The organism is Mycolicibacterium alvei, assembly GCF_010727325.1.
Classification (GTDB): Bacteria; Actinomycetota; Actinomycetes; order Mycobacteriales; family Mycobacteriaceae; genus Mycobacterium; species Mycobacterium alvei.
Genome location: NZ_AP022565.1, coordinates 4,961,889 through 4,986,437, shown reverse-complemented (window position 1 = coordinate 4,986,437; position 24,549 = coordinate 4,961,889). Strand labels below are relative to the sequence as shown.

The 24,549-nt window shown below is 66.9% G+C and carries 24 protein-coding genes; 11 read left to right on the top strand and 13 right to left on the bottom strand.

Annotated elements, in window-relative coordinates:
- The 4 genes from G6N44_RS23850 to G6N44_RS23835 form a co-directional block, all read right to left on the bottom strand.
- On the bottom strand, nucleotides 1-549 hold the full coding sequence (locus G6N44_RS23850; RefSeq protein WP_372508224.1) for a TM2 domain-containing protein: 549 nt from the start codon (nucleotides 547-549) through the stop codon (nucleotides 1-3).
- Between the two features lie 147 nt (nucleotides 550-696).
- Entirely contained in the window at nucleotides 697-1,806 is a 1,110-nt protein-coding gene (locus G6N44_RS23845; protein ID WP_163668315.1) for a hypothetical protein, read from the bottom strand.
- A gap of 207 nt (nucleotides 1,807-2,013) precedes the next feature.
- Complete coding sequence (locus tag G6N44_RS23840) at nucleotides 2,014-3,408, bottom strand: cystathionine beta-synthase (RefSeq protein WP_163668314.1); 1,395 nt, start codon at nucleotides 3,406-3,408, stop codon at nucleotides 2,014-2,016.
- Nucleotides 3,409-3,437: 29 nt separating this feature from the next.
- Complete coding sequence (locus G6N44_RS23835) at nucleotides 3,438-4,475, bottom strand: alpha/beta hydrolase fold domain-containing protein (protein WP_163668312.1); 1,038 nt, start codon at nucleotides 4,473-4,475, stop codon at nucleotides 3,438-3,440.
- Between the two features lie 193 nt (nucleotides 4,476-4,668).
- Here G6N44_RS23835 and G6N44_RS23830 point away from each other — a divergent pair, with 193 nt between their 5' ends.
- Both G6N44_RS23830 and G6N44_RS23825 read left to right on the top strand, forming a co-directional pair.
- Nucleotides 4,669-5,619 carry an SGNH/GDSL hydrolase family protein gene (locus tag G6N44_RS23830; RefSeq protein WP_163668310.1) on the top strand — a complete coding sequence of 317 codons (951 nt, stop codon included), beginning with the start codon at nucleotides 4,669-4,671 and terminating at the stop codon, nucleotides 5,617-5,619.
- A 44-nt stretch (nucleotides 5,620-5,663) separates the two neighbouring features.
- Nucleotides 5,664-6,881, top strand: a complete 1,218-nt coding sequence (locus G6N44_RS23825; RefSeq protein ID WP_163668308.1) for an acetyl-CoA C-acetyltransferase — start codon at nucleotides 5,664-5,666, stop codon at nucleotides 6,879-6,881.
- A gap of 134 nt (nucleotides 6,882-7,015) precedes the next feature.
- On the opposite strand, the gene G6N44_RS23820 is transcribed toward G6N44_RS23825, so the two are convergent.
- The gene (locus G6N44_RS23820; RefSeq protein ID WP_163668306.1) at nucleotides 7,016-7,864 is read right to left on the bottom strand and encodes a Bax inhibitor-1/YccA family protein; all 849 of its coding nucleotides are present in this window, start codon (nucleotides 7,862-7,864) and stop codon (nucleotides 7,016-7,018) included.
- Between the two features lie 177 nt (nucleotides 7,865-8,041).
- Here G6N44_RS23820 and G6N44_RS23815 point away from each other — a divergent pair, with 177 nt between their 5' ends.
- The 3 genes from G6N44_RS23815 to G6N44_RS23805 are packed head-to-tail and all read left to right on the top strand — an operon-like array spanning nucleotide 8,042 to nucleotide 11,571.
- On the top strand, nucleotides 8,042-9,076 hold the full coding sequence (locus G6N44_RS23815) for an enoyl-CoA hydratase/isomerase family protein (protein WP_163668304.1): 1,035 nt from the start codon (nucleotides 8,042-8,044) through the stop codon (nucleotides 9,074-9,076).
- Nucleotides 9,077-9,087: 11 nt separating this feature from the next.
- Nucleotides 9,088-9,864: an enoyl-CoA hydratase gene (locus G6N44_RS23810; RefSeq protein ID WP_163668302.1), complete on the top strand. Its 777-nt coding sequence runs from the start codon at nucleotides 9,088-9,090 to the stop codon at nucleotides 9,862-9,864.
- A 9-nt stretch (nucleotides 9,865-9,873) separates the two neighbouring features.
- Nucleotides 9,874-11,571 (top strand): alpha/beta hydrolase, encoded by a 1,698-nt coding sequence (locus G6N44_RS23805; RefSeq protein ID WP_163668300.1) that lies wholly within the window; start codon nucleotides 9,874-9,876, stop codon nucleotides 11,569-11,571.
- A 70-nt stretch (nucleotides 11,572-11,641) separates the two neighbouring features.
- Here G6N44_RS23805 and G6N44_RS23800 read toward each other — a convergent pair whose 3' ends face one another.
- Together G6N44_RS23800 and G6N44_RS23795 are read right to left on the bottom strand one after the other, a co-directional pair.
- Nucleotides 11,642-12,013 carry a rhodanese-like domain-containing protein gene (locus tag G6N44_RS23800; RefSeq protein ID WP_163668297.1) on the bottom strand — a complete coding sequence of 124 codons (372 nt, stop codon included), beginning with the start codon at nucleotides 12,011-12,013 and terminating at the stop codon, nucleotides 11,642-11,644.
- 5 nt (nucleotides 12,014-12,018) lie between these two features.
- Nucleotides 12,019-12,534, bottom strand: a complete 516-nt coding sequence (locus G6N44_RS23795; protein ID WP_163668295.1) for a cysteine dioxygenase — start codon at nucleotides 12,532-12,534, stop codon at nucleotides 12,019-12,021.
- 118 nt (nucleotides 12,535-12,652) lie between these two features.
- On the opposite strand from G6N44_RS23795, the gene lpqV reads away from it, so the two are divergent.
- Together lpqV and G6N44_RS23785 are read left to right on the top strand one after the other, a co-directional pair.
- The gene (gene lpqV / locus G6N44_RS23790; protein WP_163668293.1) at nucleotides 12,653-13,111 is read left to right on the top strand and encodes a lipoprotein LpqV; all 459 of its coding nucleotides are present in this window, start codon (nucleotides 12,653-12,655) and stop codon (nucleotides 13,109-13,111) included.
- Nucleotides 13,112-13,183: 72 nt separating this feature from the next.
- Nucleotides 13,184-14,158 (top strand): patatin-like phospholipase family protein, encoded by a 975-nt coding sequence (locus G6N44_RS23785; protein ID WP_179964434.1) that lies wholly within the window; start codon nucleotides 13,184-13,186, stop codon nucleotides 14,156-14,158.
- Between the two features lies 1 nt (nucleotide 14,159).
- Here G6N44_RS23785 and G6N44_RS23780 read toward each other — a convergent pair whose 3' ends face one another.
- From G6N44_RS23780 to G6N44_RS23770, 3 genes are all read right to left on the bottom strand, one after another.
- Entirely contained in the window at nucleotides 14,160-15,017 is an 858-nt protein-coding gene (locus tag G6N44_RS23780; RefSeq protein ID WP_163668289.1) for a patatin-like phospholipase family protein, read from the bottom strand.
- A 35-nt stretch (nucleotides 15,018-15,052) separates the two neighbouring features.
- Complete coding sequence (locus G6N44_RS23775) at nucleotides 15,053-15,907, bottom strand: class II glutamine amidotransferase (protein WP_163668287.1); 855 nt, start codon at nucleotides 15,905-15,907, stop codon at nucleotides 15,053-15,055.
- Between the two features lie 73 nt (nucleotides 15,908-15,980).
- Nucleotides 15,981-17,021 (bottom strand): NAD(P)H-dependent amine dehydrogenase family protein, encoded by a 1,041-nt coding sequence (locus G6N44_RS23770; RefSeq protein WP_163668285.1) that lies wholly within the window; start codon nucleotides 17,019-17,021, stop codon nucleotides 15,981-15,983.
- A gap of 79 nt (nucleotides 17,022-17,100) precedes the next feature.
- On the opposite strand from G6N44_RS23770, the gene G6N44_RS23765 reads away from it, so the two are divergent.
- Nucleotides 17,101-18,291 carry a lipid-transfer protein gene (locus G6N44_RS23765; protein WP_163668283.1) on the top strand — a complete coding sequence of 397 codons (1,191 nt, stop codon included), beginning with the start codon at nucleotides 17,101-17,103 and terminating at the stop codon, nucleotides 18,289-18,291.
- 124 nt (nucleotides 18,292-18,415) lie between these two features.
- Complete coding sequence (locus G6N44_RS23760; protein ID WP_163668282.1) at nucleotides 18,416-20,176, top strand: hypothetical protein; 1,761 nt, start codon at nucleotides 18,416-18,418, stop codon at nucleotides 20,174-20,176.
- Between the two features lie 90 nt (nucleotides 20,177-20,266).
- Here the strand turns inward: G6N44_RS23760 and G6N44_RS23755 are convergent, their stop codons facing one another.
- Complete coding sequence (locus tag G6N44_RS23755; protein WP_163668280.1) at nucleotides 20,267-21,889, bottom strand: fatty acid--CoA ligase; 1,623 nt, start codon at nucleotides 21,887-21,889, stop codon at nucleotides 20,267-20,269.
- Between the two features lie 126 nt (nucleotides 21,890-22,015).
- On the opposite strand from G6N44_RS23755, the gene G6N44_RS23750 reads away from it, so the two are divergent.
- A complete protein-coding gene (locus G6N44_RS23750; protein ID WP_163668278.1) occupies nucleotides 22,016-22,321 on the top strand; it encodes a hypothetical protein in 306 nt (101 codons plus the stop codon).
- Nucleotides 22,322-22,325: 4 nt separating this feature from the next.
- Here the strand turns inward: G6N44_RS23750 and G6N44_RS23745 are convergent, their stop codons facing one another.
- Complete coding sequence (locus tag G6N44_RS23745; protein WP_163668276.1) at nucleotides 22,326-22,640, bottom strand: hypothetical protein; 315 nt, start codon at nucleotides 22,638-22,640, stop codon at nucleotides 22,326-22,328.
- A gap of 169 nt (nucleotides 22,641-22,809) precedes the next feature.
- Between G6N44_RS23745 and G6N44_RS29200 the strand changes: the two genes are divergently transcribed.
- On the top strand, nucleotides 22,810-23,001 hold the full coding sequence (locus G6N44_RS29200; RefSeq protein WP_163668274.1) for a hypothetical protein: 192 nt from the start codon (nucleotides 22,810-22,812) through the stop codon (nucleotides 22,999-23,001).
- A gap of 209 nt (nucleotides 23,002-23,210) precedes the next feature.
- Here the strand turns inward: G6N44_RS29200 and G6N44_RS23735 are convergent, their stop codons facing one another.
- Nucleotides 23,211-24,299, bottom strand: a complete 1,089-nt coding sequence (locus tag G6N44_RS23735; protein ID WP_163668272.1) for an MmpL3/TtfA transport complex stabilizer — start codon at nucleotides 24,297-24,299, stop codon at nucleotides 23,211-23,213.
- Nucleotides 24,300-24,549 lie beyond the last annotated feature (250 nt).

Below are 24,549 nucleotides of genomic sequence, written 5' to 3'. Positions count from 1 at the left end.
CTACGGACGCAGCTTGCGCCCGTTCGCGTCGGGCATCGATCGGGTGAACATCATCACCGAATCCACCAGAGCCCAGATTCCGACGCCGAGACAGATGAAGAGCCCGACGATCAGCCAGGACGTGATGAGGCCGAGGATGGTCAGCCCCAGCTGAACCCCGCCGATCGTGGTGTAGCCGATGTAGAAGCGTCCGACACCGAAACCGCCCAGGAAGAACTGCAGCAGGCCGGCGGTCATCGCTGGTTTGTCAGAGAGCGGCTCCCCGGTGAGGGGATCGCGACCGAACGGCGCCGACGGATCTGCGGGATAGGCACCGTAGGGCTGCGGCTGGCCCGGGTACCCGGCCTGCGGGCCCTGGGGCGGGTACCCACCGTATTGCGGCGCACCCTGCGGAGGGAAACCCTGGGGCGGCATCCCCTGCGGGGGCATCCCCTGCGGGGGCATCCCCTGCGGGGGCATCCCCTGCGGGGGCATCCCCTGCGGGGGCATCCCTTGGGGCGGAAACCCCTGGGGCGGCATCCCGTGGAAATCCCCGGGCGGATTCGGCATTGACATGAGGGCCCCGACTTTCTCGAATACGCCGAACTCCGATATCGATTCGGCGTCGGCAGGCTAGCTGAAATGATGTCACGGAACACAGCGCCCACGGCGCAGGCATTTCTGCCGTACGCGCCGTGGGCGCTGAGATCGGTTCTTCTACGGGGTCAGCGGTGCCACCGGGCCGCCGCTGAGCCGACGCCAGGCGTAGACCTGAATCAGCAGGATCAACGGGATTCCCACGATCAGGCCGAGCCCGCACGGGATCGACCCGACGAGTGCGATCGCCACCATCACGAGCACCGTGAGCAGCACGGTGCCGAATTTGGGCTTGACCATCGCGAAGCTCGCCTTGACCGCGTCGACGCCCTTGAGATTGCGATCCACGGCTGCAACCGTCGTGAACAGGAACAGGACACCGAGAAGAATCTCGGCGATCCAGGCCAGCGGCATGCTCAAGAAGGTGAGCCCCGGCATCAGCATCGCAGGCAGGAACAGCACCGCGACGACCGCAAAGGTGATCAGACCGACGATCACGGTCGCAAGGATCACGTTGCCGACGTTGCGCGGCTTGAAGAACGATCCGATCGTCACGGGCTGTCCGTCGGCGATGTCGAGCAACCCCGCGGTGTAAGCCGCCGCGATCCAACCGCTCATGACCAACAGCACTATTCCCGCGACGAGCATCACGGCGCCGCCGGCGATCCCGAGATCGGTCGACGCCGAGAAGCTGAAGCCGTCGTCGTAGGACTCGTACCTGCTGGCGGTGTCGGGCGACACCGCGTTCGCGATCAGCGTGAAGATGACCCAGACGGCGCTGATAGCGGCTCCGTACACGAGTCCCGGCACGATCAGCTCAGCCGGATGCTTGAGGAACTTGTTCCAGGCCCACGAGAAGGCATCACCGACGTTGTAGGGAGCGCCGCCGAATCCGGGTCCGCCTGCGGGTGGGTAGCCGGGGGCCCCGTAGCCGGCCGGCGGGAATCCACCGGGAGGCGGGTAGCCACCGGGAGGCGGGTAGCCACCGGGAGGCGGGTAGCCACCGGCACCGGGAGGCGGAGGAGGCGGATAGCCGCCACCCTGCGGCGGTGGCGGGTAGCTGCCACCGGGGGGCGGCGGTGGCGGGTACCTGCCACCGGAGGGCGGCGGTGGCGGGTAGCTGCCACCGGAGGGCGGCGGCGGCGGGTAGCTGCCCCCGGGGGGCGGCGGCGGGTGGCCACCCTCCGGCGGCGGCGGGTAATTCCCGGGCGGGGGCGGTTGATCGGTCACGTCGAAAGCTCTCCTCATCTGCCGATAGCGCTCCGCGCGGGCGGACGCTACGTTCTGCCGGCACCTAGATGGCCAGACTGCTCCACAGGCAGATTACGCATCGTCAACCACCTTTGGCAGGACAAAACGAGCGTGTTCGCCGGGCACAGTGGGCCGGTCGTTGATGGAGACAAGGCATTTCACGCGGCGCAATGCGCCCGGCCGTGCCTAGTGCCGCCCACCGGCCTCGGACAGGAACCCGAGCAGATCGTGACGGGTGATCACACCGGCGGGTTTACCGTCGTCGACGACCATCACCGCGTCGCACTCACTGAGCGTCTTGGCGGCGGTCGAGACCAGCTCCCCCGCGCCGATCAGCGGCAGCGGCGGGCTCATGTGCTCGGCCACCGCATCGGCCAGTTTCGCCCGGCCCTCGAACACCGCCGACAGCAGCTCGCGCTCGGACACACTGCCGGCCACTTCGCCTGCCATCACCGGGGGCTCGGCACCGACCACCGGCATCTGCGAGACGCCGTACTCGCGCAGGATGCCGATCGCGTCGCGGACGGTTTCCGACGGGTGGGTGTGCACCAGATCCGGTAGTGCCCCGGACTTGCCACGCAGCACGTCGCCGACGGTCGACTGCTCGATCGACCCGTCCAACCGGTTGCGCAGGAATCCGTAGGACGACATCCAGGCGTCGTTGAAAATCTTCGAGAGGTAGCCGCGTCCGCCGTCGGGCAGCAGCACCACCACGACCGAGTCCGGACCGGCCTTGCGTGCCACCTCAAGTGCGGCCACCACCGCCATGCCGCAGGATCCGCCGACCAGCAGCGCCTCTTCGCGGGCCAGCCGCCGCGTCATGTCGAACGAATCGGAGTCGGACACGGCGATGATCCCGTCGGGAACCGCGGGGTCGTAGGCCGACGGCCAGAAGTCCTCGCCGACGCCTTCCACCAGGTACGGGCGTCCGGTTCCACCGGAGTACACCGAGCCCTCCGGGTCGGCGCCGATCACCTGGACCTTGCCGTCGGACACCTCCTTCAGGTAGCGCCCGGTGCCCGTGATGGTGCCGCCGGTGCCGACCCCGGCCACGAAGTGTGTGACCGTGCCGTCGGTGTCGGCCCAGATCTCCGGACCCGTGGTCTCGTAGTGGCTGGCCGGCCCCATCGGGTTGGAGTACTGGTCGGGCTTCCAGGCGCCGTCGATCTCCTCGACCAGGCGGTTGGAGACGCTGTAGTAGCTGTCCGGGTGATCCGGCGGCACCGCCGTCGGGCACACCACGACCTCGGCGCCGTAAGCGCGCAACACATTCTGCTTGTCCTCGCTGACCTTGTCCGGGCAGACGAAGATGCACTTGTAGCCGCGCGTCTGGGCCACCAGCGCCAACCCGACCCCGGTGTTACCCGACGTCGGCTCGACGATCGTGCCGCCGGGCTTGAGCTGACCGCTGGCCTCGGCGGCATCGATCATCTTGGCGGCGATGCGGTCCTTGGAGCTGCCGCCGGGGTTCAGGTACTCGATCTTGGCCAAGACCATGCCTGAGCCTTCGGGGACAACCGAGTTCAGCTGTACCAGCGGGGTATTGCCGATGAGCTCACTGATGTGCCTGGCTATACGCATACGTCTATGGTCTCAGGCCAGCCGATCGCCTACCAGGTCGCCTCTCGGATGTACTCCCCGATCTGGCGCAGAGAACGCTTGGCCTCGGACACGAAAGGCGACGCAAGCTGGAAGACATGCATCTGTCCGGGCCAGATTCGGAGCTCGACGGGGACACCCGCGGCGGCCAGCATGTGCGCCCCCTTGCGCGCATCGCTGAGCAATGCCTCCGACCCGGACGCGTGGATCAGGGTGCGCGGCAGACCGGGCTCGATGTGATCGAGCGGCTCGTAGACGCCTTCTCCTGCACGTTTGGCCGCCGTCTCGATGAGCGCCAGGAGAGCGTCGAAGGCCTTGGCCGGGAACATCGCGTCGGTGTGCAGGTTGGGGTGGTTGGCCCGCGATTCGCTGTCGATCTCGAACAGCGGCGACATGGCGACCAGGGCGGCGGGCACCTCTCCCTCGTCGAGCAGGCGCTCGGCCAGCGCCAGCGACAGGTAGCCGCCCGCCGAGTCACCGGCCAGGACGATCTGGTGCGGCTCGTAACCGGCCGACCGCAGCCACTGGTAGCCCTCGTAGCAGTCGTCGATGGCGGTCCCCACCGAGTGCTTGGGCAGCATGCGGTAGTCGACCACCAGCACCGGGCTGTCGGCGTAACCCGACAGTGCGGTCACGACCCCCGAGTGCGTGTTGCCCCCGCAGGCCAGGAACGCCCCGCCGTGCAGGTACAGGACGACGCTGCGCTTGCCGTCTGCCGGCAGCACACCGTCGGCACGTACGAGGTGGGCGTTGCAGTTGGGTAGCGCGATGGTGGCCTTGATGGTTCCCGGCGGCTGCCGGAGCACCCGGGCGGCGAAGTCGAGCAGCCCGAACGGCCACGGCAGATGCGGCGCCTGGCTACCGATTGCCAAGACCGGCTTGATTGTCAGCGTTGCCGCCAGCGAAGCCAATCGGCCTGCCAGGCTCGGGCCGTCCTCGACCGCCTCGACCGGCCCGCCGTCGCTGACCGGAAACCTACGCCCGCGGTATGCCCTAGCTGGGCTGATGCCGGCATAATGGGTCCTGGACACCTTGCTCGGTGCAGTCATGGTCACCACCTCCTACGTCTTTGTAGTACTAGGTGAGCTTCGTCACTCAGACAACCCGGGTAACTTAGCTTGACATCCGTAAACAGTTCAACAGTCAAATAAACTGAATTGATACCGGACTTGATACAGCACCGTGACCGGCACGGGCGATGCGCCACGCGGATAACCCGTCGCATCCACCTAGACTCATCTCGTGGGCATACGCATGGCGCGTCGGTCGACCATTAGCCTCGCCGCCGCGGTGGTGGCATCTACGGCTTCGGCCTACATCGGGGCACGCAATCTGTTGAGCGGACAGGCGGACAAGGCTCGTCAGGTCATCCCCAAGGCCTGGGACGTCCCGCCCCGCGCCGACGGTGTGTATGTCCCCGGCGGCGGCCCGGTCGAGAAGTGGGAACGCGGAGTCCCCTTCGACGTGCACCTGATGATCTTCGGCGACTCCACGGCGACCGGATACGGCTGCCACGTCCCCGATGAGGTGCCCGGGGTGTTGATCGCCCGGGGTGTGGCCGATCAGTTCGACAAGCGAGTCCGCTTGAGTACCAAGGCGATTGTCGGCGCCACGTCCAAGGGGTTGTCCGGCCAGATCGACGCCATGTTCGTGGCGGGGCCGCCACCGGATGCCGCGGTGATCATGATCGGCGCCAACGACATCACCAAACCCAACGGCATCGGGGCCTCGGCGCACCGACTGGGCGCCGCGGTACGCCGACTGCGCTCGGCGGGAGCCGTCGTCGTGGTCGGCACCTGCCCGGACTTCGGCGTGATCACCGCGATCCCGCAGCCGCTGCGCTGGTACGCCCGCACCCGCGGCCTGCGTCTGGCCCGCGCCCAGGCGGGGGCGGTACGGGCCGCAGGCGGCTTTCCCGTGCCGTTCTCCGATCTGCTGGCACCGGAGTTCTACAAGGCCCCTGACCTGTTGTTCTCCGAGGACATGTTCCATCCGTCAGCGGCAGGCTACGCACTGGCGGCCAAGCAGTTGCTACCCGCGCTGTGCACTGTTCTCGGCGAGTGGGACGGTGACGCGGCGCTGGAATCCGGGGCCGCCGACACCCGGACACTGCTGACCCGGCTGGGCGGGGTCAGCAGGCTGTGGCGCCGCTCAACCGGGGTGCCCGCACCCATCGTGGTGCACGCGGGCTAGTTTCAATCTGAGTTTTCTAAGCCATTCGATTAGCAGGAGCCGTCATGCCTGAAGCCGTCATCGTTGCCACTGCCCGCTCACCGATCGGCCGGGCCGTCAAGGGCTCGCTGGCCACAATGCGTCCCGACGACCTGGCCGCGCAGATGGTGCGCGCCGTGTTGGACAAGGTGCCGTCGCTGGATCCCCGCGACGTCGACGACCTGATGATGGGCTGCGCCCAGCCCGCCGGCGAGGCCGGTTACAACATCGCTCGCGCGGTGGCCGTCGAACTCGGCTACGACTTCATGCCCGGCACCACCGTCAACCGGTACTGCTCGTCGTCGCTGCAGACCACCCGGATGGCCTTCCACGCCATCAAGGCCGGCGAGGGTGACGTGTTCATCTCCGCGGGTGTCGAGACGGTGTCGCGGTTCGGCGTCGGTGCCGCCGACGGTGCGCCGAACAGCAAGAACTCGCTGTTCGATGAGGCCCAGGCGCGCACGCTCACGCAGGCCGAGGGCGACATCAAGTGGCACGACCCGCGCGCGGACGGCCTGATCCCGGACGTCTACATCGCCATGGGCCAGACGGCCGAGAACGTCGCCACCTACACCGGCATCAGCCGCGAAGACCAGGATCACTGGGGCGTGCGGTCGCAGAACCGCGCCGAGGAAGCCATCAAGAGCGGCTTCTTCGAGCGCGAGATCGTTCCCGTGACGCTGCCCGACGGCACCGTCGTCTCCACCGATGACGGCCCGCGCGCCGGCACCTCGTACGACAAGATCAGCCAGCTCAAGCCGGTGTTCCGGGCCAACGGCACGATCACCGCGGGCAACGCGTGTCCGCTGAACGACGGCGCCGCCGCCGTCGTCATCATGAGCGACACCAAGGCCAAGGAGCTGGGCCTGACCCCGCTGGCCCGGATCGTCTCCACCGGGGTCTCCGGGCTGTCGCCGGAGATCATGGGCCTGGGCCCGATCGAGGCCATCAAGAAGGCGCTGGCCAAGGCCAGCAAGAAGATCTCCGACATCGACCTGGTCGAGATCAACGAGGCCTTCGCCGTGCAGGTGCTCGGTTCGGCGCGGGAACTCGGCATCGACGAGGACAAGCTCAATGTCTCGGGCGGCGCGATCGCGCTGGGCCACCCGTTCGGCATGACCGGTGCCCGCATCACCGCCACGCTGCTGAACAACCTGTCCACCTACGACAAGACCTTCGGCATCGAGTCGATGTGCGTCGGTGGCGGCCAGGGTATGGCGATGGTTGTGGAGCGCCTTTCCTAAGTTTGTATTTGGCGTTGACTCTGCGGTGAGGGCGCAAAAGTGCGAGTAGCCCGTGCCCTCACCGCAGAGTCGACGCCACAGCCCAAAAGAAAAAGGCGCCCGCAATCGCGGACGCCTTTCTCGGGGCAGGGTTGCTAGTCGTTGTTGAAGTACGACAGCAACCGCAGGATCTCGATGTACAGCCAGACCAGAGTGACGGTCAGACCCAGGGCGATGCCCCACGCGGCCTTCTCCGGAGCACCGGCACGGACCATCTGGTCGGCGGCGTCGAAGTCGATCAGGAAGCTGAACGCCGCGATGCCGATGCACACCAGCGAGAAGATGATGGCCATCATGCCGCCGTCGCGCAGGCCCATCCCGGCACCGCCGCCAACGCCGAACATCGCCAACACGAAGTTGAGCAGCATGAGTGCCAGGACACCGAACATGGCGGCCACGATCATGCGGGTGAACTTCGGCGTGACGCGGATGGCCCCGGTCTTGTAGACGACCAGCATTCCGAAGAACACGCCCATGGTGCCGACGATCGCCTGCGCGATCATGCCCACGCCGCCGACCGAGGCGATGTTGGCGATGATGAACGACACCGCACCGAGGAACAGGCCCTCCAGCGCTGCGTAGCTCAGCACGATCGCCGGGTTGTCCTGCTTGCGGCCGAAGGTGGCCACCAGGACGAGGGCCAGGCCGCCGAGACCGCCCACAAGGGCGAACGGGGTCGCCAGGCCGATGTTGCCCGACACCAGGAAGTAGGAGACCACCGCGACGGCCGACAGCACGGCCAGGGTGATGCCGGTCTTGGTGACGACGTCATCGATGGTCAGCGGCCGGGAAACGCCGGTCTGAGGCTGATCCAGGTACTCCTGCGCGTAAGGCTGCGCATGCACCTGCTGTGCACCGAAGCCGGCGGCTCCGGTACCAAATTGTGCGTATCCGCCCTGCTGCTTGGGCAGGCTGCGGAATACCGGGTTGCTGGTTTCGCGCACCGTCGGGTCCTCTCTGATGAGATGTGTTCGAGTACGAACTAGTAGCTCAACGATCAATGTTCCGGCTGGGTTCCCGTCAGCCTCCAGAAAGCTTTCAGGAAACGTCCAGGTTTTGATCTGGAGGCAAACCATACCCGTAGCGCACCACACCAGGGGGGCCGAACTAGATTGCAACTCGTGACAGAAAACGAGGACGTCCTAGTAAGTGTCCGCAACGGCGTCGGGATCCTCACGCTGAACCGGCCCAAGGCGATCAACTCGCTCAATGACGCCATGGTCGCGGGAATCTCCGAGGCGCTGCACGCCTGGGCGGACGACGACTCCATCCACACGGTCCTGCTGACCGGCGCCGGCGAACGTGGGTTGTGCGCGGGTGGTGACGTGGTGGCGCTCTATCACAGCGCGAAGGCCGACGACGGGGCGGCGCAGCGGTTCTGGTGGGACGAGTACCTGCTCAACGCCTATATCGGTGGTTACCCGAAACCGTATGTGGCGTTGATGGACGGCATCGTGATGGGCGGCGGCGTCGGCGTCGCATCCCACGGCAGCGTCCGGATCGCGACCGACACCACCAAGATGGCGATGCCCGAGGTCGGCATCGGCTTCATCCCCGACGTAGGCGGCACCTATCTGCTCTCGCGCGCCCCCGGCGCGCTCGGCCTGCACGCCGCGCTCACCGGCGCCCCGTTCTCCGGAGCCGACGCGATCGCCATGGGCTTCGCCGACCATTACGTGCCGCACGACAAGCTGGCCGACTTCGCCGAGACCGTCGTCAATGACGGGGTGGACAACGCCCTGGCCATCTACGCCATCGAACCGCCGACCAGCCCGCTGCTCGAACAGCGCGGCTGGATCGACGAGTGCTATGCCGGCGACACCGTGGCCGACATCATCGCCGCACTGCGCGGGCACGACGAGCAGTCCGCGCACGCCGCCGCGGATCTGATCGCCACCCGCTCCCCCATCGCCCTGTCCGTCACGCTGGAAGCGGTGCGCCGGGCCGCCGAGCTGGCGACACTGGAGGACGTGCTGCGCCAGGAGTACCGAACCTCGTGCGCCTCGGTGAAATCGCATGACTTCGTCGAGGGCATCCGCGCTCAACTCGTCGACAAGGACCGCAACCCGCAGTGGTCCCCGGCCTCGGTCGCAGCGGTCACCCCCGCCGACATCGAGGCGTACTTCGTTCCGACCGACCCTGATCTGACCTTTTAGGAGGACAACAAATGAGTGAGTTCGAGACGATCCTGGTGACCCGCACCGACCGGGTCGCCACCATCAAGCTGAACCGACCCAAGGCGCTCAACGCGCTCAACACCCAGGTGATGACCGAAGTCACCACGGCCGCAGCTGAACTCGACCGTGACCCAAGTGTCGGCGCCATCATCGTCACCGGCAATGAGAAGGCGTTCGCCGCCGGAGCCGACATCAAGGAGATGGCTGAGCTGTCGTTCGCCGACGTGTACTCGGCCGACTTCTTCGAGCTGTGGTCGAAGTTCGCCGCCACCCGCACTCCGACGATCGCCGCGGTCGCCGGATACGCGCTGGGCGGCGGCTGCGAGCTGGCGATGATGTGCGACATCCTGATCGCCGCAGACTCGGCGAAGTTCGGTCAGCCCGAGATCAAACTGGGCGTGCTACCGGGGATGGGCGGCAGCCAGCGGTTGACCCGGGCGATCGGCAAGGCCAAGGCGATGGACCTGATCCTCACCGGCCGCACCATCGACGCCGTCGAGGCCGAGCGCGCCGGGCTGGTGTCGCGACTGGTGTCTGCCGACACGCTGATCGACGAGGCCCTGGCGGTGGCCGCGACCATTGCGGGGATGTCGCTGTCGGCCTCGCGGATGGCCAAGGAAGCGGTCAACCGCGCCTTCGAATCCAGCTTGACCGAAGGGCTGCTCTACGAGCGCAGGCTGTTTCACTCGGCCTTCGCCACCGACGACCAGAAGGAAGGCATGGCGGCGTTCTCCGAGAAGCGCGCCGCTAACTTCACCCATCGCTAAGGTCGACGGGTGACCGACACCGCCGTTGCCGAAGAAACCCCGTCACCGCCGGCCGCCCCGGTGGGCAAGCCCGACTGGTGGGTACGCCACTACACGTTCTTCGGGACGGCGGTGGGCCTGGTGTTCATCTGGTTCTCGCTGACCCCGTCGCTGCTGCCGCGCGGACCCCTGTTCCAGGCGTTGGTCAGCGGCGGCGCCGGCGCGATCGGTTACAGCCTCGGGGTTTTCGGGGTCTGGCTGGTGCGCTACATGCGTTCGGCCGATTCGAGCCCGAAAGCCCCGAAATGGGCATGGCTGACGTTGGTGGCGGTCGGCATCGTCGGCCAGATCCTGATGATCATCTACTTCCACGTGTGGCAGGACGAAGTCCGCGACTTGATGGGAGTGGCGCGGCTGAAGTTCTGGGATCACCCGTTGACCGCGGTGTTGTCGATCATCGTGCTGTTCGTCTTCGTCGAGATCGGTCAGCTGGTCGGCCGCCTGGTTCGGTTCCTGGTGCGCCAACTCAATAGGGTTGCGCCGCGGCGAGTTTCGGCGGTTGTCGTGGTGGCCCTGCTGCTGGCACTGACCATCGCACTGCTCAACGGGGTGGTGGCCCGCGTCGCGATGGACAAGATCAACCGCACCTTCTCCGCAGTCAACGACGAGACCAGCCCCGATTCCGCCGCACCGACGTCCACGCTGCGCTCGGGCGGCCCGGGCTCACTGGACAGCTGGGAATCCCTGGGCCACCAGGGCCGGGTGTTCGTCTCGGCCGGGCCTACGGTGCAACACCTTTCGCGGTTCAACGGCAAGCCCGCGATCGAGCCGATCCGGGCGTACGCCGGCCTGCACTCCGCAGACGGCATCAGGGCCACGGCGGCCTTGGCGGCCAGGGAGTTACAACGCACCGGCGGCCTGGACCGGGCCGTGGTCGCGGTGGCCACCACCACCGGCACGGGGTGGATCAACGAGGCCGAGGCCTCGGCCCTGGAGTACATGTACAACGGCAACACCGCGATCGTCAGCATGCAGTACTCGTTCCTGCCCAGTTGGTTGTCGTTCCTGGTGGACAAGGAGAATGCGCGGCAGGCCGGACAGGCTCTGTTCGAGGCGGTCGACGCGCTGGTGCGCGAACGTCCAGAAGGCAAGCGTCCCAAGCTCGTGGTGTTCGGCGAAAGCCTCGGCTCATTCGGTGGCGAGGCGCCGTTCCTCGCGTTGAACAATCTGGTGGCACGCACCGATGGCGCACTCTTCTCCGGACCGACGTTCCAGAACACGATCTGGGACACCCTGACCCGCGACCGCGACGCGGGCTCACCGATGTGGCTGCCGATCTACGACAAGGGCGAGAATGTGCGGTTCTCCGCCGAGGCCCGCAACCTGGACCGGCCCGCCGATCCGTGGGGTCACCCCCGCGTGGTCTATCTCCAGCACGCCTCCGACCCGATCGCCTGGTGGAACACGGATCTCCTTTTCACAGAACCGGACTGGCTCAAGGAGCCCCGTGGATACGACGTGTCCGGACGCATGCAGTGGATTCCGATCGTGACGTTCCTGCAGGTGTCGGCAGACATGGCGGTGGCGGTCGACGTTCCCGACGGACACGGTCACGTCTACGTCAAGGATGTGGCCAATGCCTGGGCCGCCGTCCTGCAGCCGCCGGGCTGGACGCCGGAGAAGACCGAGAAACTACGTCCGTTGCTGTCCAGCGGCGAGGGTGCCTGAGTTCTGCGCCGAGCGGCCGGTTATGTCACACCGAACACGAAAAGCTGTGCAATAAATGGCCATTCGACATTCAACTGAGGGCACCGGCGGCGACCAGCGCGTGGTACCCGCCGACGATGTCGGTGGATCGGTGCAGCCCCAGATCCACCAACGATGCGGCAGCCAGGCTCGAGGTGTAGCCCTCCGAGCACAGGATCACCCAGTAGACGTCGTCGTCGACGGCCTGCGGGATCCGCGCTTCGCTGGTCGGGTCGCAGCGCCACTCCAGCACGTTGCGTTCGATGACCAGCGCGCCGGGCACCGACCCTTCGGCGGCGCGCTGGGCAGCCGGACGGATGTCGACCAGCACGGCTCCGGAATCGAGCGCCTCGGGAAGGTCCGAGGCCGGCAGTCGGTTCAGCCGGGTACGGGCCTGCTCCAGCACGGTGTCGATGCGACTCATGGCCATCACTCCGGCGCGTCGGTGAGCTCGGTACGGTTGCGGCGCAACGTCTTCTGCGGCGTCACCTCGTAGTAGGACATCGCCGTCAGCGGCGGCGAGTAGGCGTGCACGCTCAGGGTCGGCCCGGCCACCGCACCGGGCGCCTGCACCACGTCGTGGACCCAGCCCAGCGGGAAGGCGGCCTGGTCCCCCGCCTCGAGCCGCCGGTGACGCAACAGCTCACCGTTCCAACGGGATTCGGTCAGCTCACCGGACGCCACGGTCAAGGCGCCCAGGGAACCACCGTGATCGTGCAGTTCGGTGGACTTGTCGGGCACCCAGCTGATCAGCCAGACCTCGACTTCATCGTCACCGGACAACCGGCTGTACCACCGGTCATCCTTGGGCAGCCCGCGCAGCAGGCGGTCGTAGCGGCCGGACAGCACGTCGTCGGCGGCGCGGTCGGTGGTGTGCAGCAGATCGGGCAATCGCAGCCGGGTGGGCGCGGAAACCGCAGGAACAGGTGCAAGTGTGGACAGCATGAGAGGAACTCCAGGAATGACGGTCGGAAAGGGTGGACGGGTCCGCTAACGCGCCCGACAACACTCCTGAAATCCGGTCACTTCCGTCACGGCCGCCAGTGTTGCATAGATTGGCGGCATGCGCTGTTACACCTGGACCACCCGCCTGACCGCCGGAACCGTCGCCGCCGCCGGTCTGAGCCTGCTGATCGGATGCTCTACCGAGGCCGGCACGGAGCAACCCGGGGAGTCCGCGGCACCGTCGCCACAAGCCACCGCGACGTCGGAATCGTCGACCCCGACGGCCAAGCCGGGTGAGGTCGCGGTGTCTCCCGGTGGAGTCACGACCGCGGTCGGTGCCGACGCCCAGTCCACCGAAGAGGAGTACTTCCAGGCCTGTCACGCCGCCAAGATCTGGATGGAGGCCAAGGGCGGAGACCTCAAGGAGCAGATCGAGCCTTACCTGGCGAGCGTCCAGGCACCCGAGGCGGCGCCCGGTCCGGGCACCTACAACGTGGCCTGGGCTGATCTCGAGCCGGGGCGTCAGGCTGCGGTCGTCGTCGCCGCGCAGGCAGCGGCCGACGAGCTCTGCAGCTAGTTCGAATCAGGCTGCGGCAAACTCCCAGTCGGCTGGCGCCAACGGTGGGGCGGTGTGCTTCACAATGGACGTATGCGTATTGCCCTGGCCCTCGGCAGTGGTGGGGCTCGTGGCTACGCGCACATCGGGGTGATCCACGAGTTGCAGTCCCGCGGGCACGAGATCGTCGGCGTCTCCGGCTCGTCGATGGGCGCGCTGGTCGGCGGCCTGCACGCGGCGGGCAGGCTTGATGACTTCGCCGAATGGGCCCGGACACTGACCCAGCGCGCGGTGCTGCGGCTACTCGACCCGTCGATCAGCGCGGCAGGCATCCTGCGTGCGGAGAAGATCCTGGACGCGGTGCGTGACATCCTCGGCGAGGTCACCATCGAGGAGCTGCCGATTCCCTACACCGCGGTCGCCACCGATCTCATTGCGGGCAAATCGGTGTGGCTGCAGCGCGGCCCGGTGGATTCGGCGATCCGCGCCTCGATCGCCATCCCCGGCGTGATCGCCCCGCACGTGCTCGACGGCCGGTTGCTCGGCGACGGCGGCATTCTCGACCCGCTGCCCATGGCGCCGATCGCCGCGGTCAATGCCGATCTGACCATCGCGGTCAGCCTGTCCGGCGGTGATCCCGGGACGGCCGCGGTGCCCGCCGCCGATCTAGAGCCCAAGCCGAGCACCGAATGGCTCAACCGGATGCTGCGCAGCACCTCGGCGGTGCTCGACACCGCCTCGGTGCGCAATGTGCTGGACCGGCCGACGGCCCGGGCCATCCTGAGCCGGTTCGGGTCCTCGGTGCCCGACGCTTACCCCGACACCGGGGCGGACACCGACCCGGGCGAGGTGCAGCCGGCCGATCTGCCGCGTCTGGGCAGCTTCGAGGTCATGTACCGCACCATCGACATCGCTCAGGGCGCGCTGGCCCGGCACACGCTGGCGGCCTATCCGCCGGATCTGCTCATCGAGGTGCCCCGCTCGGTGTGCCGCAGCCTGGAGTTCAACCGGGCAGCCGAGGTGATCACCGCCGGGCAGGAGTTGGCCGCGGCGGCGCTCGACCGCTGAATCAGCCCGCCAGGAACTCCGCGACCTCGGCGGCCACTCGTCGGCCCTGTGCCCGGCCCGCGTGAGCCGAGGGCACCCGGCAGGCCGGGTCGAGCGGGTTCTTGCCGAACGCGGCCAGGGCATCGTCGTCGGCGAAGATCCCGAATGACCGCCCGTCGAAGCCATCGACCTCCTCGGCCGCGCCGGCACCGAACGGCGAGGGTGTCGAGCGACCTTGCGGGACCAGTGCCACTGCGGTGTCACAGTCGGCCGCCAGGACCATGTTGACCACGCTACCGATCCCGCCGTCCATGAACCGGCGGCCGTCGATGGTGACGACCGGCCACACCCCGGGTACCGCGCAACTGGCGGTGACGGCGTCGACCAGTGATGCCCCGGAATCAGAGTTGAGCGTCACCAGCTCACCGGTGTCGATGTCGATGGCCGAGATCCGCAGTACCCGATCGGGCCAGTCATGCGAGGGCAGCCGCGCTTCGATCACCTTGCGCCGCACCGCCGGGCCGATGGTGTCGGTGCGCAGCGCCACGGCACCGATGCCCTGCAGTTTCTGTGCCTTGGTGGTGTTGGGCGTCAGCATCGCCTTGACGAACAGGTCGGTGACGTTGTCGATACCCACACCCGGGTCGAGTTCGGCGGACGCGGTGCCGACCTGGAGTTCGAACAGCTCCGCCAGGCTCAGCCCGCTGCCGAGTTGCGCTGACACCGTCGACCCGGCTGACGTACCGACCAGCACATCGGATGCGAGCAACGCGTCAGCCGTTTCGGGAGATGCGTCGGCAATGCCCTGCAGGATGCCGGTCTCCCAGGCGATCCCGGCGATACCGCCGCCGGCGAGCACCAGTGCACGTTTGGAAGTCACGAATGTCGAGTGTGCCAGGGGCCGGAAAGCCTCGGCTAAGCGTGTTGCGATGCCTCGGCCTGGGCGGACAGATCCTCACGACGCAAGAGGTGACGCGGCCGATCCGGAAACGCGACCCGGGTGTTGATCCGCAGGTCGGCGTCGACGTGTACCAGTTCGCCGGGGGCGATGAGCCGCCAGTGCTCGCCGTCCATCGGCTCGCTGGCGAACAGCACCGACGGCTGCGACGTCAGGTGCTCGGATTCGGCCCGGATCCGGGTGCTGCGCAGACGCAGGCGCCGCTGATCGGGGTGCCTGCGGTCGAGCACGTACAACTCGTGGGTGTCCGGGTAGCGCAGGGCCCACATGTCGGTGGCGGTGCTGAGCAGGAGGTTGATCGCGTAGATCGGTACGTTGTCGGCCAGCCAGCCGACGGCATCGACGATGCCCGCGCCGACGTCTCCGTCACGCCCGCGTACGGCCGCGGTGATGAGGGCGAATACGCGTTCCGAGTCGGTCTGGCCCCCGACCAGGTCGGCCACGCCGAGCTCGCCCATCCGAGCGTCGAGCGCATCCAGACCTTCGACCACCCCGTTGTGCGCGAAGATCCGGCCGTCCTGGAGGAACGGATGGGTGTTCGCCACGTCGAGCGCGCCGGTCGAGGCGTAGCGGACGTGGGCGATGAACGTCGTCGCGGTGACTTCGTTTGCCTCGGTGGAGAATTCGCAGTCCCGCCAGGCCGCCACCGGCTCCTTGTGCAGCGCTGGCTTTCCATCGGCGCCGAAGATGCCAAGGCCGGTGCCATCGGGGTTGCGGCGGCTCTGCGCGGCGAGGTTGTCCGGGGCGTCCAGCAGCCAGAAGGTCGCCGGCACCAGTCGGCGACCGGCGTGCAAACCGAACAAGCGGCACATCGACTCAGTCTGAGGGATCGGGTGCCGAAACTGAAGCTATGTGCGAACTACCGCCGAAATCTCGCACACAAGTTCAGGTTCGGCGGGCTTTGCCCGTGATGAGCGGCAGGTCCGGGTAGGTCACCACGCCGGGTTCGGCGGCACACACCGCGGGCACCGAGTTGACGCAGTGCGCGGCGGTGGCGACCACACCGGACTCTGGGCCCTCCTCGCCCGCTTCGGACTGGAACCCCTTGATGATGACCGTGAAGTCCGGGTTGCCGCGGACCTCCATCTCGTAGCGCTGCCCGGCCGGCCCGAAAGTCCATGCGGGGTCCAGGTTTTCCTCACCCATCAGCCAGTTCACCGTGACCCGGACGACGGGCTCTCCGTCGACCACCGCCTCCCAGTGGAACTTACGGCCGGCGACCTGACCGGGTTCGATGACGCCGATCGGTGAGTCGATGGGGGCAGTGGCCACCGCGATCTCCTGCGTGGCCCGGATCCGCGGGTCGATGGTGAACCCGATGTGGTCGACGACCATCTTGACGGCCTGGATGAAGCCGCCGTCGAGCATCTTCTGCATCGGCCCGCTCAGTGCGGTATCGGGGGTGCCGCCGAATCCCATCACGTGGCGCACCACGTCGGGCGCGTCATAGGTGCGCAGGTCGGAAAACTCCTCGGCACGAACGAAACTCACTCCGGTCGCCATCGCGGAGAACACCAGCGGAAATTTTTCGCTGATCCCGCCGGGGGCGATGCCGGTGCCGTGCAGCGTGGCGTTGCCCTCCAGCGCGGCGGCCCGCATCGGCGCGGCCTGCTTCTCGCTCGGGTACAACCAGCCGACGGGGGTGATCACGTTCTTGCCCGAGCGCAGCAGCGCCGCGACCTCGTCGGGATTGGGAATCAACGGTGAGTAGATCACCGCGTCGGCGTCCAGCGCCAGGATCTCCTCGAGGTTGTTGGTGGCGACGACGCCGATGGGTTCGGTACCGATGATCTCGCCGACGTCACGGCCGTTCTTGGCGTCGGAGTGCACCCAGCAGCCGACCAGTTCCAGGTCGGGATGTTCGAGCACGCCCTTGATCGCGGCGACGCCGACCCCACCGGTAGCCCACTGTACGACCTTGAGCACGGCGCACTCCTCCCGAAAAACTAGAACGTGTTCCAACTATCTCTACACCACGGAAACCGTGATCTGTATGTTTCTCGGCATGGCAAACAAAGTTTTCGTCGTCGGCGTCGGCATGACGAAGTTCGAGAAGCCCGGCCGGAAAGAGGGCTGGGACTACCCGGACATGGCCCGCGAGTCCGGCACCAACGCGTTGGCGGACGCCGGGATCTCCTATGACCAGGTTCAGCAGGGGTACGTCGGGTACTGCTCGGGGGATTCCACCTCGGGTCAGCGTGCGCTCTACGAACTCGGCATGACCGGCATCCCGATCGTCAACGTCAACAACAACTGTTCCACCGGTTCGACCGCGCTTTACCTTGCCGCACAGGCGATCCGCGGCGGACTCGCCGATTGCACGATGGCGCTGGGCTTCGAGAAGATGCAACCGGGTTCGCTGGGCGGCGGCGCGCAGGATCGCGAGTCCCCGCTGGGTAGGCACGTCAAGGCGCTGGCCGAGATCGACGAGTTCGCCTTCCCCGTCGCACCGTGGATGTTCGGTGCGGCCGGCCGCGAGCACATGAAGAAGTACGGCACCACTGCTGAACATTTCGCAAAGATCGGCTACAAGAACCACAAGCATTCGGTCAACAACCCGTACGCCCAGTTCCAGGACGAGTACACCCTCGAGGACATCCTGGGCGCCAAGATGATCTCCGATCCGCTGACCAAGCTGCAGTGCTCCCCCACCTCCGACGGGTCGGGCGCAGCCATCGTCGCCAGCGAGGCGTTCGTCGACAAGCACGGGCTGGCCGCACAGGCGGTGGAGATCGTCGGGCAGGCGATGACCACCGACTTCGCCTCGACCTTCGACGGCAGCGCTGCCAACATCATCGGCTACGACATGAATGTGCAAGCCGCCCAGCAGGTTTACGCGCAGTCCGGTCTCGGACCCGAAGACTTCCAGGTGATCGAGCTGCACGATTGCTTCTCCGCCAACGAACTCCTGCTGTACGAAGCCCTGGGCCTATGCGGCGAGGGTGAGGCGGCGCGGTTGATCGACAACAACGACACCACCTACGGCGGTCGCTGGGTGGTCAACCCCTCCGGAGGGTTGATCTCCAAGGGCCACCCGCTGGGTGCGACGGGCCTGGCCCAGTGCGCCGAGTTGACCTGGCAGTTGCGCGGCACCGCCGACAAGCGCCAGGTCGAGAACGTCACCGCGACGCTGCAGCACAACATCGGGCTCGGCGGCGCGGCCGTCGTGACCGCCTACCAGCGCGCCGAGCGGTAACCACTAGCCCGGTCACCCGGTTTCCTGCGGCGCTGATTGGCTGATTGCGACGAGGCCGGTTCTCGGCCGGAGGCCAAGCCGGCCATCCAAGTAATCACCAAGTGCGCTCGGCAATGATGCCGCGGTGGATCAGACACCTGAGCAAGTGCCCTTGTCGCAACGCCTGTGGGCCCCCCTGTGGCAGCAAGCCAGGCACCGGCCGGCGCGCCTCGGCCCCGGCCGCATCGCGGTACCCCTGCGCATCCTCGCCGTCCTTACCTGGCTCGGCTCCGTGATCATGCTGGCGTTCGGCTTCATCCCGGGCCTGTTCGAGTCGAAGGATGGCAGCCTCTACGGCGGCGAACTCGTATTCCTCTACTCGCCGTTCTGGCCGCTGCTGGGCGGCCTCGCCATCGGTTCGGGCGCGGCCGCCGCAGGCTACGTCGTCACGGCCACCGGCCCGGACGCCCCGCGACACCACGCGGCGCTGGCGTGGTGTGCCGGGGTGTGGGTCCCGCTGATCCCCGTCCTAATGCTGGCAATCGGCCGCGACTGGCAGACGATCCCCGCGGCCGTCGCGTGGCTCGCCGGCGCCGAGGTGGTGATCGGCTGTCTGCACGTGCGGCGCCGCGCTCCCCGGCCGTGGGTGGGGCTCGTGCTCGCCTGCCTTGTCGCAGCGCCATGGATCCCCGCCATCCATGCGAATCTCCGGTTCGGGCTCGCCCTGAACGCCGCCAAGCCACCGCCTGACGGCGAACTGCTCGAAATGTTCATCGCCGATGTCTCGACCCGGACCTACGTTCCCGGTATCGCGCTCGCCTTCGTCGGGGCCATGGCCACCGCAGGCGTTGCACTGGCCGCGCACTCCCGGTCGGCCGTCGCCCAGCAGATCTCCGCGCATCGTGGCGGTTGGCGGCTCACCGCAATCATCTGCGCCCTCGCGGTCGGTGTCATCGTGCTCGAGGTGTCCGGCGTCGCGGGAGTCTCCTCGGGCTTCATCGAGGACTACTGGGGGCTTGGCCACCCTTGGACGTGGCCACACGCCGTCCTCGTCGCGGTCGCCATCGCCTACGTGACCCAGCGCTCGTTTCGGACGCCGTTGGTGCAGCGCGGCGACGTGGCCGCGACTTTGGCCATCGGTGTCAGCGCACTCGCCGTCCACATCCTGATCGCCATCGTCCTGATCGTGAACCTGGTCGCGGATGCGATCACTGGTCCGCGGGCTGACAGCATTTCACCGCCCGAAGGCCTCGTTCTCCTGATCGCCTGGCTCGGCCTCGCCGCATTGGTCCCCATCGCGCTGCGTGAGCGGTGGGACGGTACGGTCGGACAGGCAGTCGCGAGAGTGGGACTGCTGTTCCTGGTCCCTGTCTACATCGGGGTGTTGGGCGACCAGTTGGGTTACCACTGGCCCGTCACCTTCTGGGCGAAGGCTCCGCAGGTTGCCATCTGCCTGACCATCATCGGTTGTGTCGCAACGATCTTCGGCCTTCTTGGTAGACCAACACCCATATCGTCGGAGATGACGAACCGGCTGGTGCTCATCCCACTGCTGATCGTCAGTGGTGCATCCTGGCTGCCGAACGTCATCGCCGTCCCGTTGACGCCCGTCATCGCAGTCACCGCCGCGTTGTTTGCACTGTTGTGGGCGTTGCCGGCAGTTGACCGCGACGAGGAACACGCCGGCAGCGTCCTGACAGTGTCGGCGCAGCTGTTGCTGGTCGCCGCGGCCTCGGCGATCGTCTCGTGCCTTCCGGACATTTCGGCCGGCGATCCGACGCTCGCGATGCTGCTGTTCGGCGTGCCATTGAGCGTCCTACTGTGTGCCAAGGTAACCCAAGCGTCGAGACTGCAGCCGGTAGATGGCCGGGGCGATCTCGTCGACGTCCTCCCAACGCCGAAGTGATTACGCATTTCCTGCATGGTCATGGAGATGTTCTCCATCTCGGCTGCTAGGGCCAGGATGTTGCGGGCCCATAGTCGACACTCGACGGCACTAGAGCGTGACGATCTCGTAGACGCCGTCGGCGTGCCGGGCCCGGATGGTCTTCTTGTCGTACTTGCCCACGCTGGTGCGTGGTACCTGCTCGACGAACGCCCACCTCTCGGGCAGCCACCAGCGAACCACTTTGTCCGCCAGGAACTCTCGTAGCTCCCCCGGGCTGACCGAAACACCCGACTCCAACACCACCACCGCCAGCGGACGTTCCTGCCACCGCTCGTCGGGCACCCCGACCACGGCCGCCTCGAGCACCGCCGGATGCGCGATCAGGTGGTTCTCCAACTCGACCGACGAGATCCACTCCCCGCCGGACTTGATGACGTCCTTGGCGCGGTCGGTCAGCGTGACGTAGCCCTGCGGATCGATCGAGCCGACGTCCCCGGTGCGCAGCCAGCCGGTGTCGAACTTCTCGGCGTCGAGGCCCAGGTAGTAGGCGCCGGTGATCCACGGCCCGCGCACCTCGAGCTCACCGACTGACGTGCCGTCCTTGGGCAGTGGGGCGCCCTCGTCGTCGACGATGCGCACCTCCACGCCGCACATCGGGCGGCCCTGGCTGACGCGCATCTCCCAGTGTCGTTCCTCGGACACACCGGGCAGCGGTTTGGCCGCGGTCGCCAGCGGTGAGGTCTCGGTCATCCCCCAGGCTTGCTGGATGTACACGCCGTGGCGGTCCTGGAACGTCTGCATCAGCGAGAGCGGCACCGCCGAACCACCGCAGGCCACCAGCCGCAGCGACGAAAGATCGTGTCCCGGGTTCGTTTCCAGGCAGTGCATGACGTCATTCCAGATGGTCGGCACCGCGCCGGCCAGCGTGGGGCGCTGCGATTCGATCAGTTCGATCAGTGAGGCACCGTCCATGAACCGGTCGGGCATCACCAGGTTGGCGCCGGCCATCAGCGCCGCATACGGCAGCCCCCACGCATTGGCGTGGAACATCGGCACGATCGGCAGTACCGAGTCGCTGCAGCTGACGTCGAGCGCGTTGGCCGTGCAGGTGCTCAACGCATGGAGGTAGCTCGACCGGTGGCTGTACACCACACCCTTCGGATTGCCGGTGGTGCCGCTGGTGTAACACATTGCCGCTGCGGAGTTTTCGTCGATCTCCGGCCAGTCGAACTCTTGTGGCTGCCCCGCCAGCAGCTCGTCCCAGCGCAGCACCGTCTTTCCGGTCAGCATGCCGGCATCTCCGTCGCCGACGACGATCACGGTGTGCACGGTATCCAGCAGCGGCAACACCGGGGCCAGCAGCGGTGCGACGGAGGCGTCGACGATGACGATCTGGTCGGCCGCCTCGTTGGCGATGTGGGCGATCTGTTCGGGTGAGAGGCGGATGTTCAGGGTATGCAGCACCGCACCCATCGCGGGCACGGCGAGGTAGGCGGCGAGATGTTCGGTGTTGTTCCACATGAAGGTGCCGACGCGCTCGTCACCGGCTATCCCCAGCCCGCGCAGAGCATGCGCCAACTGGGCCGCCTGTTCGCCCAGTTCGCGATAGCTGATGGTGCGGTAGCGGCCCTGGCCGCAGGCGCTGGTCACGGTCCGGTCGCCATTGGTTGCGCAGGCGTGGCGCAGTATCGCGGTGATCGTCAACGGCCAGTTCTGCATCGTGCTGTCCACGGGCGCGATGGTATTCGCTCGCCGGGAAGGACCGGCGGGAACGGATCGAATTCCCGCAACGATGTATGTGGAGGATGATGGGTTCGTACCGACGAAAGGGTTCGGAGATCAATGGGGTCGACGTGCATGAAGTGGTCACTGACAATCGCCGTGGCGGTGTTCGGGGTGGTCGGCGCGTCGTCCGCGGTGGCATCGGCCGACGAAACCGCACAGCAGACGATCAGCCGACTGGAGGCTGAGGGGTACACCGTCACCATCGACAAGATCGGCACCGCACCACTGGACCAGTGCGTGGTCACCGATGTGCGTAACCCCCAACACATCTCCCAATTGATGCCCTATGTCGGGCCGGGCCTCGGCGGAAACAATCGGATATTGCTTCCGACGACCACCAGCCAGACCGTGTCGGTGTCGCTCAACTGCCAGCCCTGAACCGTCACTTCGAGCAGTCGAGCGACACCGTGATGGTGCGGCGCACCACCACGGGTACCAGGTCGAATTCCTTCGAGCCGTTCTTGCCGAATCGTTCGACCCGGATGAGTCTGGTCTGGGTCTGAGGATTGCGGATGCTCGTGACGGTGCACTGGTCCAGTGGGGCACTGCCCACTCGATCGATGTTCACATAGAACCCCTCGGCTTCCAGCCGACCGATCGTGACGATCGGCGAATCGGCCGACGCCGGAATCGCGGTCGCCAGAAGAGTTCCGATTGCCGCCCCCGACGCGGCCAGTATGACCACTGACGCTCGCATGGCGGTGTCTCCCTTGCTGACTGATGGGTGTACATCACCTAGAACGAGCGGCGGATCACCGTGGTTCAACGACGAGATCCGCCGCCGGCGGTACCGACCGCCCGCTCAGATCCCCGCACAGAGCGCGACGAAGGGAATCGGTGCGCAGATACCCACCGAGAAGTGGGGCGTGACGTCACCGTTCCACGCGGGTGGCGGGGCTGGTGGAGGCGGCGGCAAGGGGGCGGCCACGCAGGTGTTCGACGGTGGATCGAACACGGTGCCCACGCCACACTCGGTGGCGTTGCTGACCACCGGGAAGCTCATGCTCACCGCTGCCAGCGACGCGACCGCAGCCATGCTGATGGTTGTCAAGCGATGAATCATGCAGCTCATCGCAGGCCTCCCGTGGATCACCCTCGACCCTGCTTACGGTCAGATTCTACGACTCACAGGCCGCGGACAGCAGCCCTGAATTGAAGGGCGCGAAGGAGCCCGGGATGGTCCGCGTGAACCCGCTACCAGCGGATATCAGGGCCACCGTTGCGAAAGGTCGTTGCCTTCACAAATGGGGGCGGCACCGCGATGAATTCAGACGCCGACCGGCGCCAGGGCGGGCAGTGCGTGCATCTCCACCGCGTCCACCGCGGACAGCTGTGCGTACAGCGACTCGGCGACGTCGAAGACGTTGACCTGTCCGGCGTAGTCGGCGATGTACAGACGAGTTCCGTTGTCGCGCACGGCGACCGCTGCAGGCTGCGCCTGCACGTCGATGCTGCCCTGAATTTCGCCGGTCAGCGCGCACCAGACGACGACGCGGTCGTAGTCGACCAGGTACGCGCGGGTGGCGTCAGGGCTCAGCACCAGCTGGGTCGGTGCCGAGCCGACCTCGACGGCGTCCACCACAGTCCCGGCCGACAGGTCCACCGTGTGGACCACGCCGCGGTGCTCAAGGTCGGAGGTCAGCACGTAGGCAACGCCGTCGCCGATCGCAATGTCGCGGATCGGGGCGCCGATCCACACCGTGGCCTCTGCCTGTGCGGTTTCGGTGTTGACGACGACCAGCCGGCTGCCGCGGAGATCGGAGGTGGCGACACAGAGCCGCTTACCGGTCGAGTCGATCTGCAGGGCATCCAGATTCATGCCGACACCGGTGGCGATGTCGATCGTGCCGACGCGCTCGGCGGTGGTGTCGATGACGGCGATGTCGATGCGCTCGTGGCCGGTGCGACCGGCGTACACACGCTTGCCGCCCGGGCTGATCGCCAGGGCGGTGACGCCGAACGCCAGCGGGTATTCGGCGAGCACAGTGCCGGTGATGGTGTCGACCGTAACGATCGAGTCATGCCCGGCGCCGGAAACGCTCACGTGGGCGTGGTCATCGGCGACGACGACGGCGAACGGGTCACCGGCCAGTCGAACCGAGCCCACCACTCCCGTGGTGTGGGGATTGAGAACCGTCAGGCTCTGGGTTCCGGCATTGGTGACCACCACGGTGTCACGGTCGGGATCCACGGCGATGTCGCCGATGGGTCCGCGGCCGACCTCGGCCAGACCGGCCACGTCGATGCCGTCCAGCGCACCGTCGAACACGACGCCTCGGGCAGACATGTCATCGATGGCTCGGTCATTGCGGCCAGAGCGCAGCGCAGTCAGCGCGCGCAGGAAGTTCTTTGCCATCGTTATCGGCACCTCCGCCGACGGAGCTTTCGCCGGCTCTAGATTTCAGGTCGATCTGCGCCGGGATGGCGCGGTTGCCTTGAGTCTAGCGACGGAACCGACAGCTCCCGGACGACTTCACAGCGAATAAGTGGCCGCCATCAATTCTCCCTCAGAATGCGCTTAGGAAAATCTTCGTTATCGAGCCGTTACCTTTTGGTTGCGCCTGATTAAATGCCCGTTACCAGGCACTTCTTTGGAGCCATCGGAT

Bases quoted from the DNA above. Each gene is read 5' to 3' on its own strand.
- lpqV (WP_163668293.1), top strand. From the start codon at position 12,653: ATGCGCTGTTACACCTGGACCACCCGCCTGACCGCCGGAACCGTCGCC.
- G6N44_RS23795 (WP_163668295.1), bottom strand. From the start codon at position 12,534: ATGCTGTCCACACTTGCACCTGTTCCTGCGGTTTCCGCGCCCACCCGG.
- G6N44_RS23840 (WP_163668314.1), bottom strand. From the start codon at position 3,408: ATGCGTATAGCCAGGCACATCAGTGAGCTCATCGGCAATACCCCGCTG.
- G6N44_RS23810 (WP_163668302.1), top strand. From the start codon at position 9,088: ATGAGTGAGTTCGAGACGATCCTGGTGACCCGCACCGACCGGGTCGCC.
- G6N44_RS23750 (WP_163668278.1), top strand. From the start codon at position 22,016: ATGAAGTGGTCACTGACAATCGCCGTGGCGGTGTTCGGGGTGGTCGGC.
- G6N44_RS23775 (WP_163668287.1), bottom strand. From the start codon at position 15,907: ATGTGCCGCTTGTTCGGTTTGCACGCCGGTCGCCGACTGGTGCCGGCG.
- G6N44_RS23825 (WP_163668308.1), top strand. From the start codon at position 5,664: ATGCCTGAAGCCGTCATCGTTGCCACTGCCCGCTCACCGATCGGCCGG.
- G6N44_RS23850 (WP_372508224.1), bottom strand. From the start codon at position 549: ATGCCGAATCCGCCCGGGGATTTCCACGGGATGCCGCCCCAGGGGTTT.
- G6N44_RS23785 (WP_179964434.1), top strand. From the start codon at position 13,184: ATGCGTATTGCCCTGGCCCTCGGCAGTGGTGGGGCTCGTGGCTACGCG.
- G6N44_RS23800 (WP_163668297.1), bottom strand. From the start codon at position 12,013: ATGAGTCGCATCGACACCGTGCTGGAGCAGGCCCGTACCCGGCTGAAC.
- G6N44_RS23735 (WP_163668272.1), bottom strand. From the start codon at position 24,299: ATGGCAAAGAACTTCCTGCGCGCGCTGACTGCGCTGCGCTCTGGCCGC.
- G6N44_RS23765 (WP_163668283.1), top strand. From the start codon at position 17,101: ATGGCAAACAAAGTTTTCGTCGTCGGCGTCGGCATGACGAAGTTCGAG.
- G6N44_RS23835 (WP_163668312.1), bottom strand. From the start codon at position 4,475: ATGACTGCACCGAGCAAGGTGTCCAGGACCCATTATGCCGGCATCAGC.
- G6N44_RS23745 (WP_163668276.1), bottom strand. From the start codon at position 22,640: ATGCGAGCGTCAGTGGTCATACTGGCCGCGTCGGGGGCGGCAATCGGA.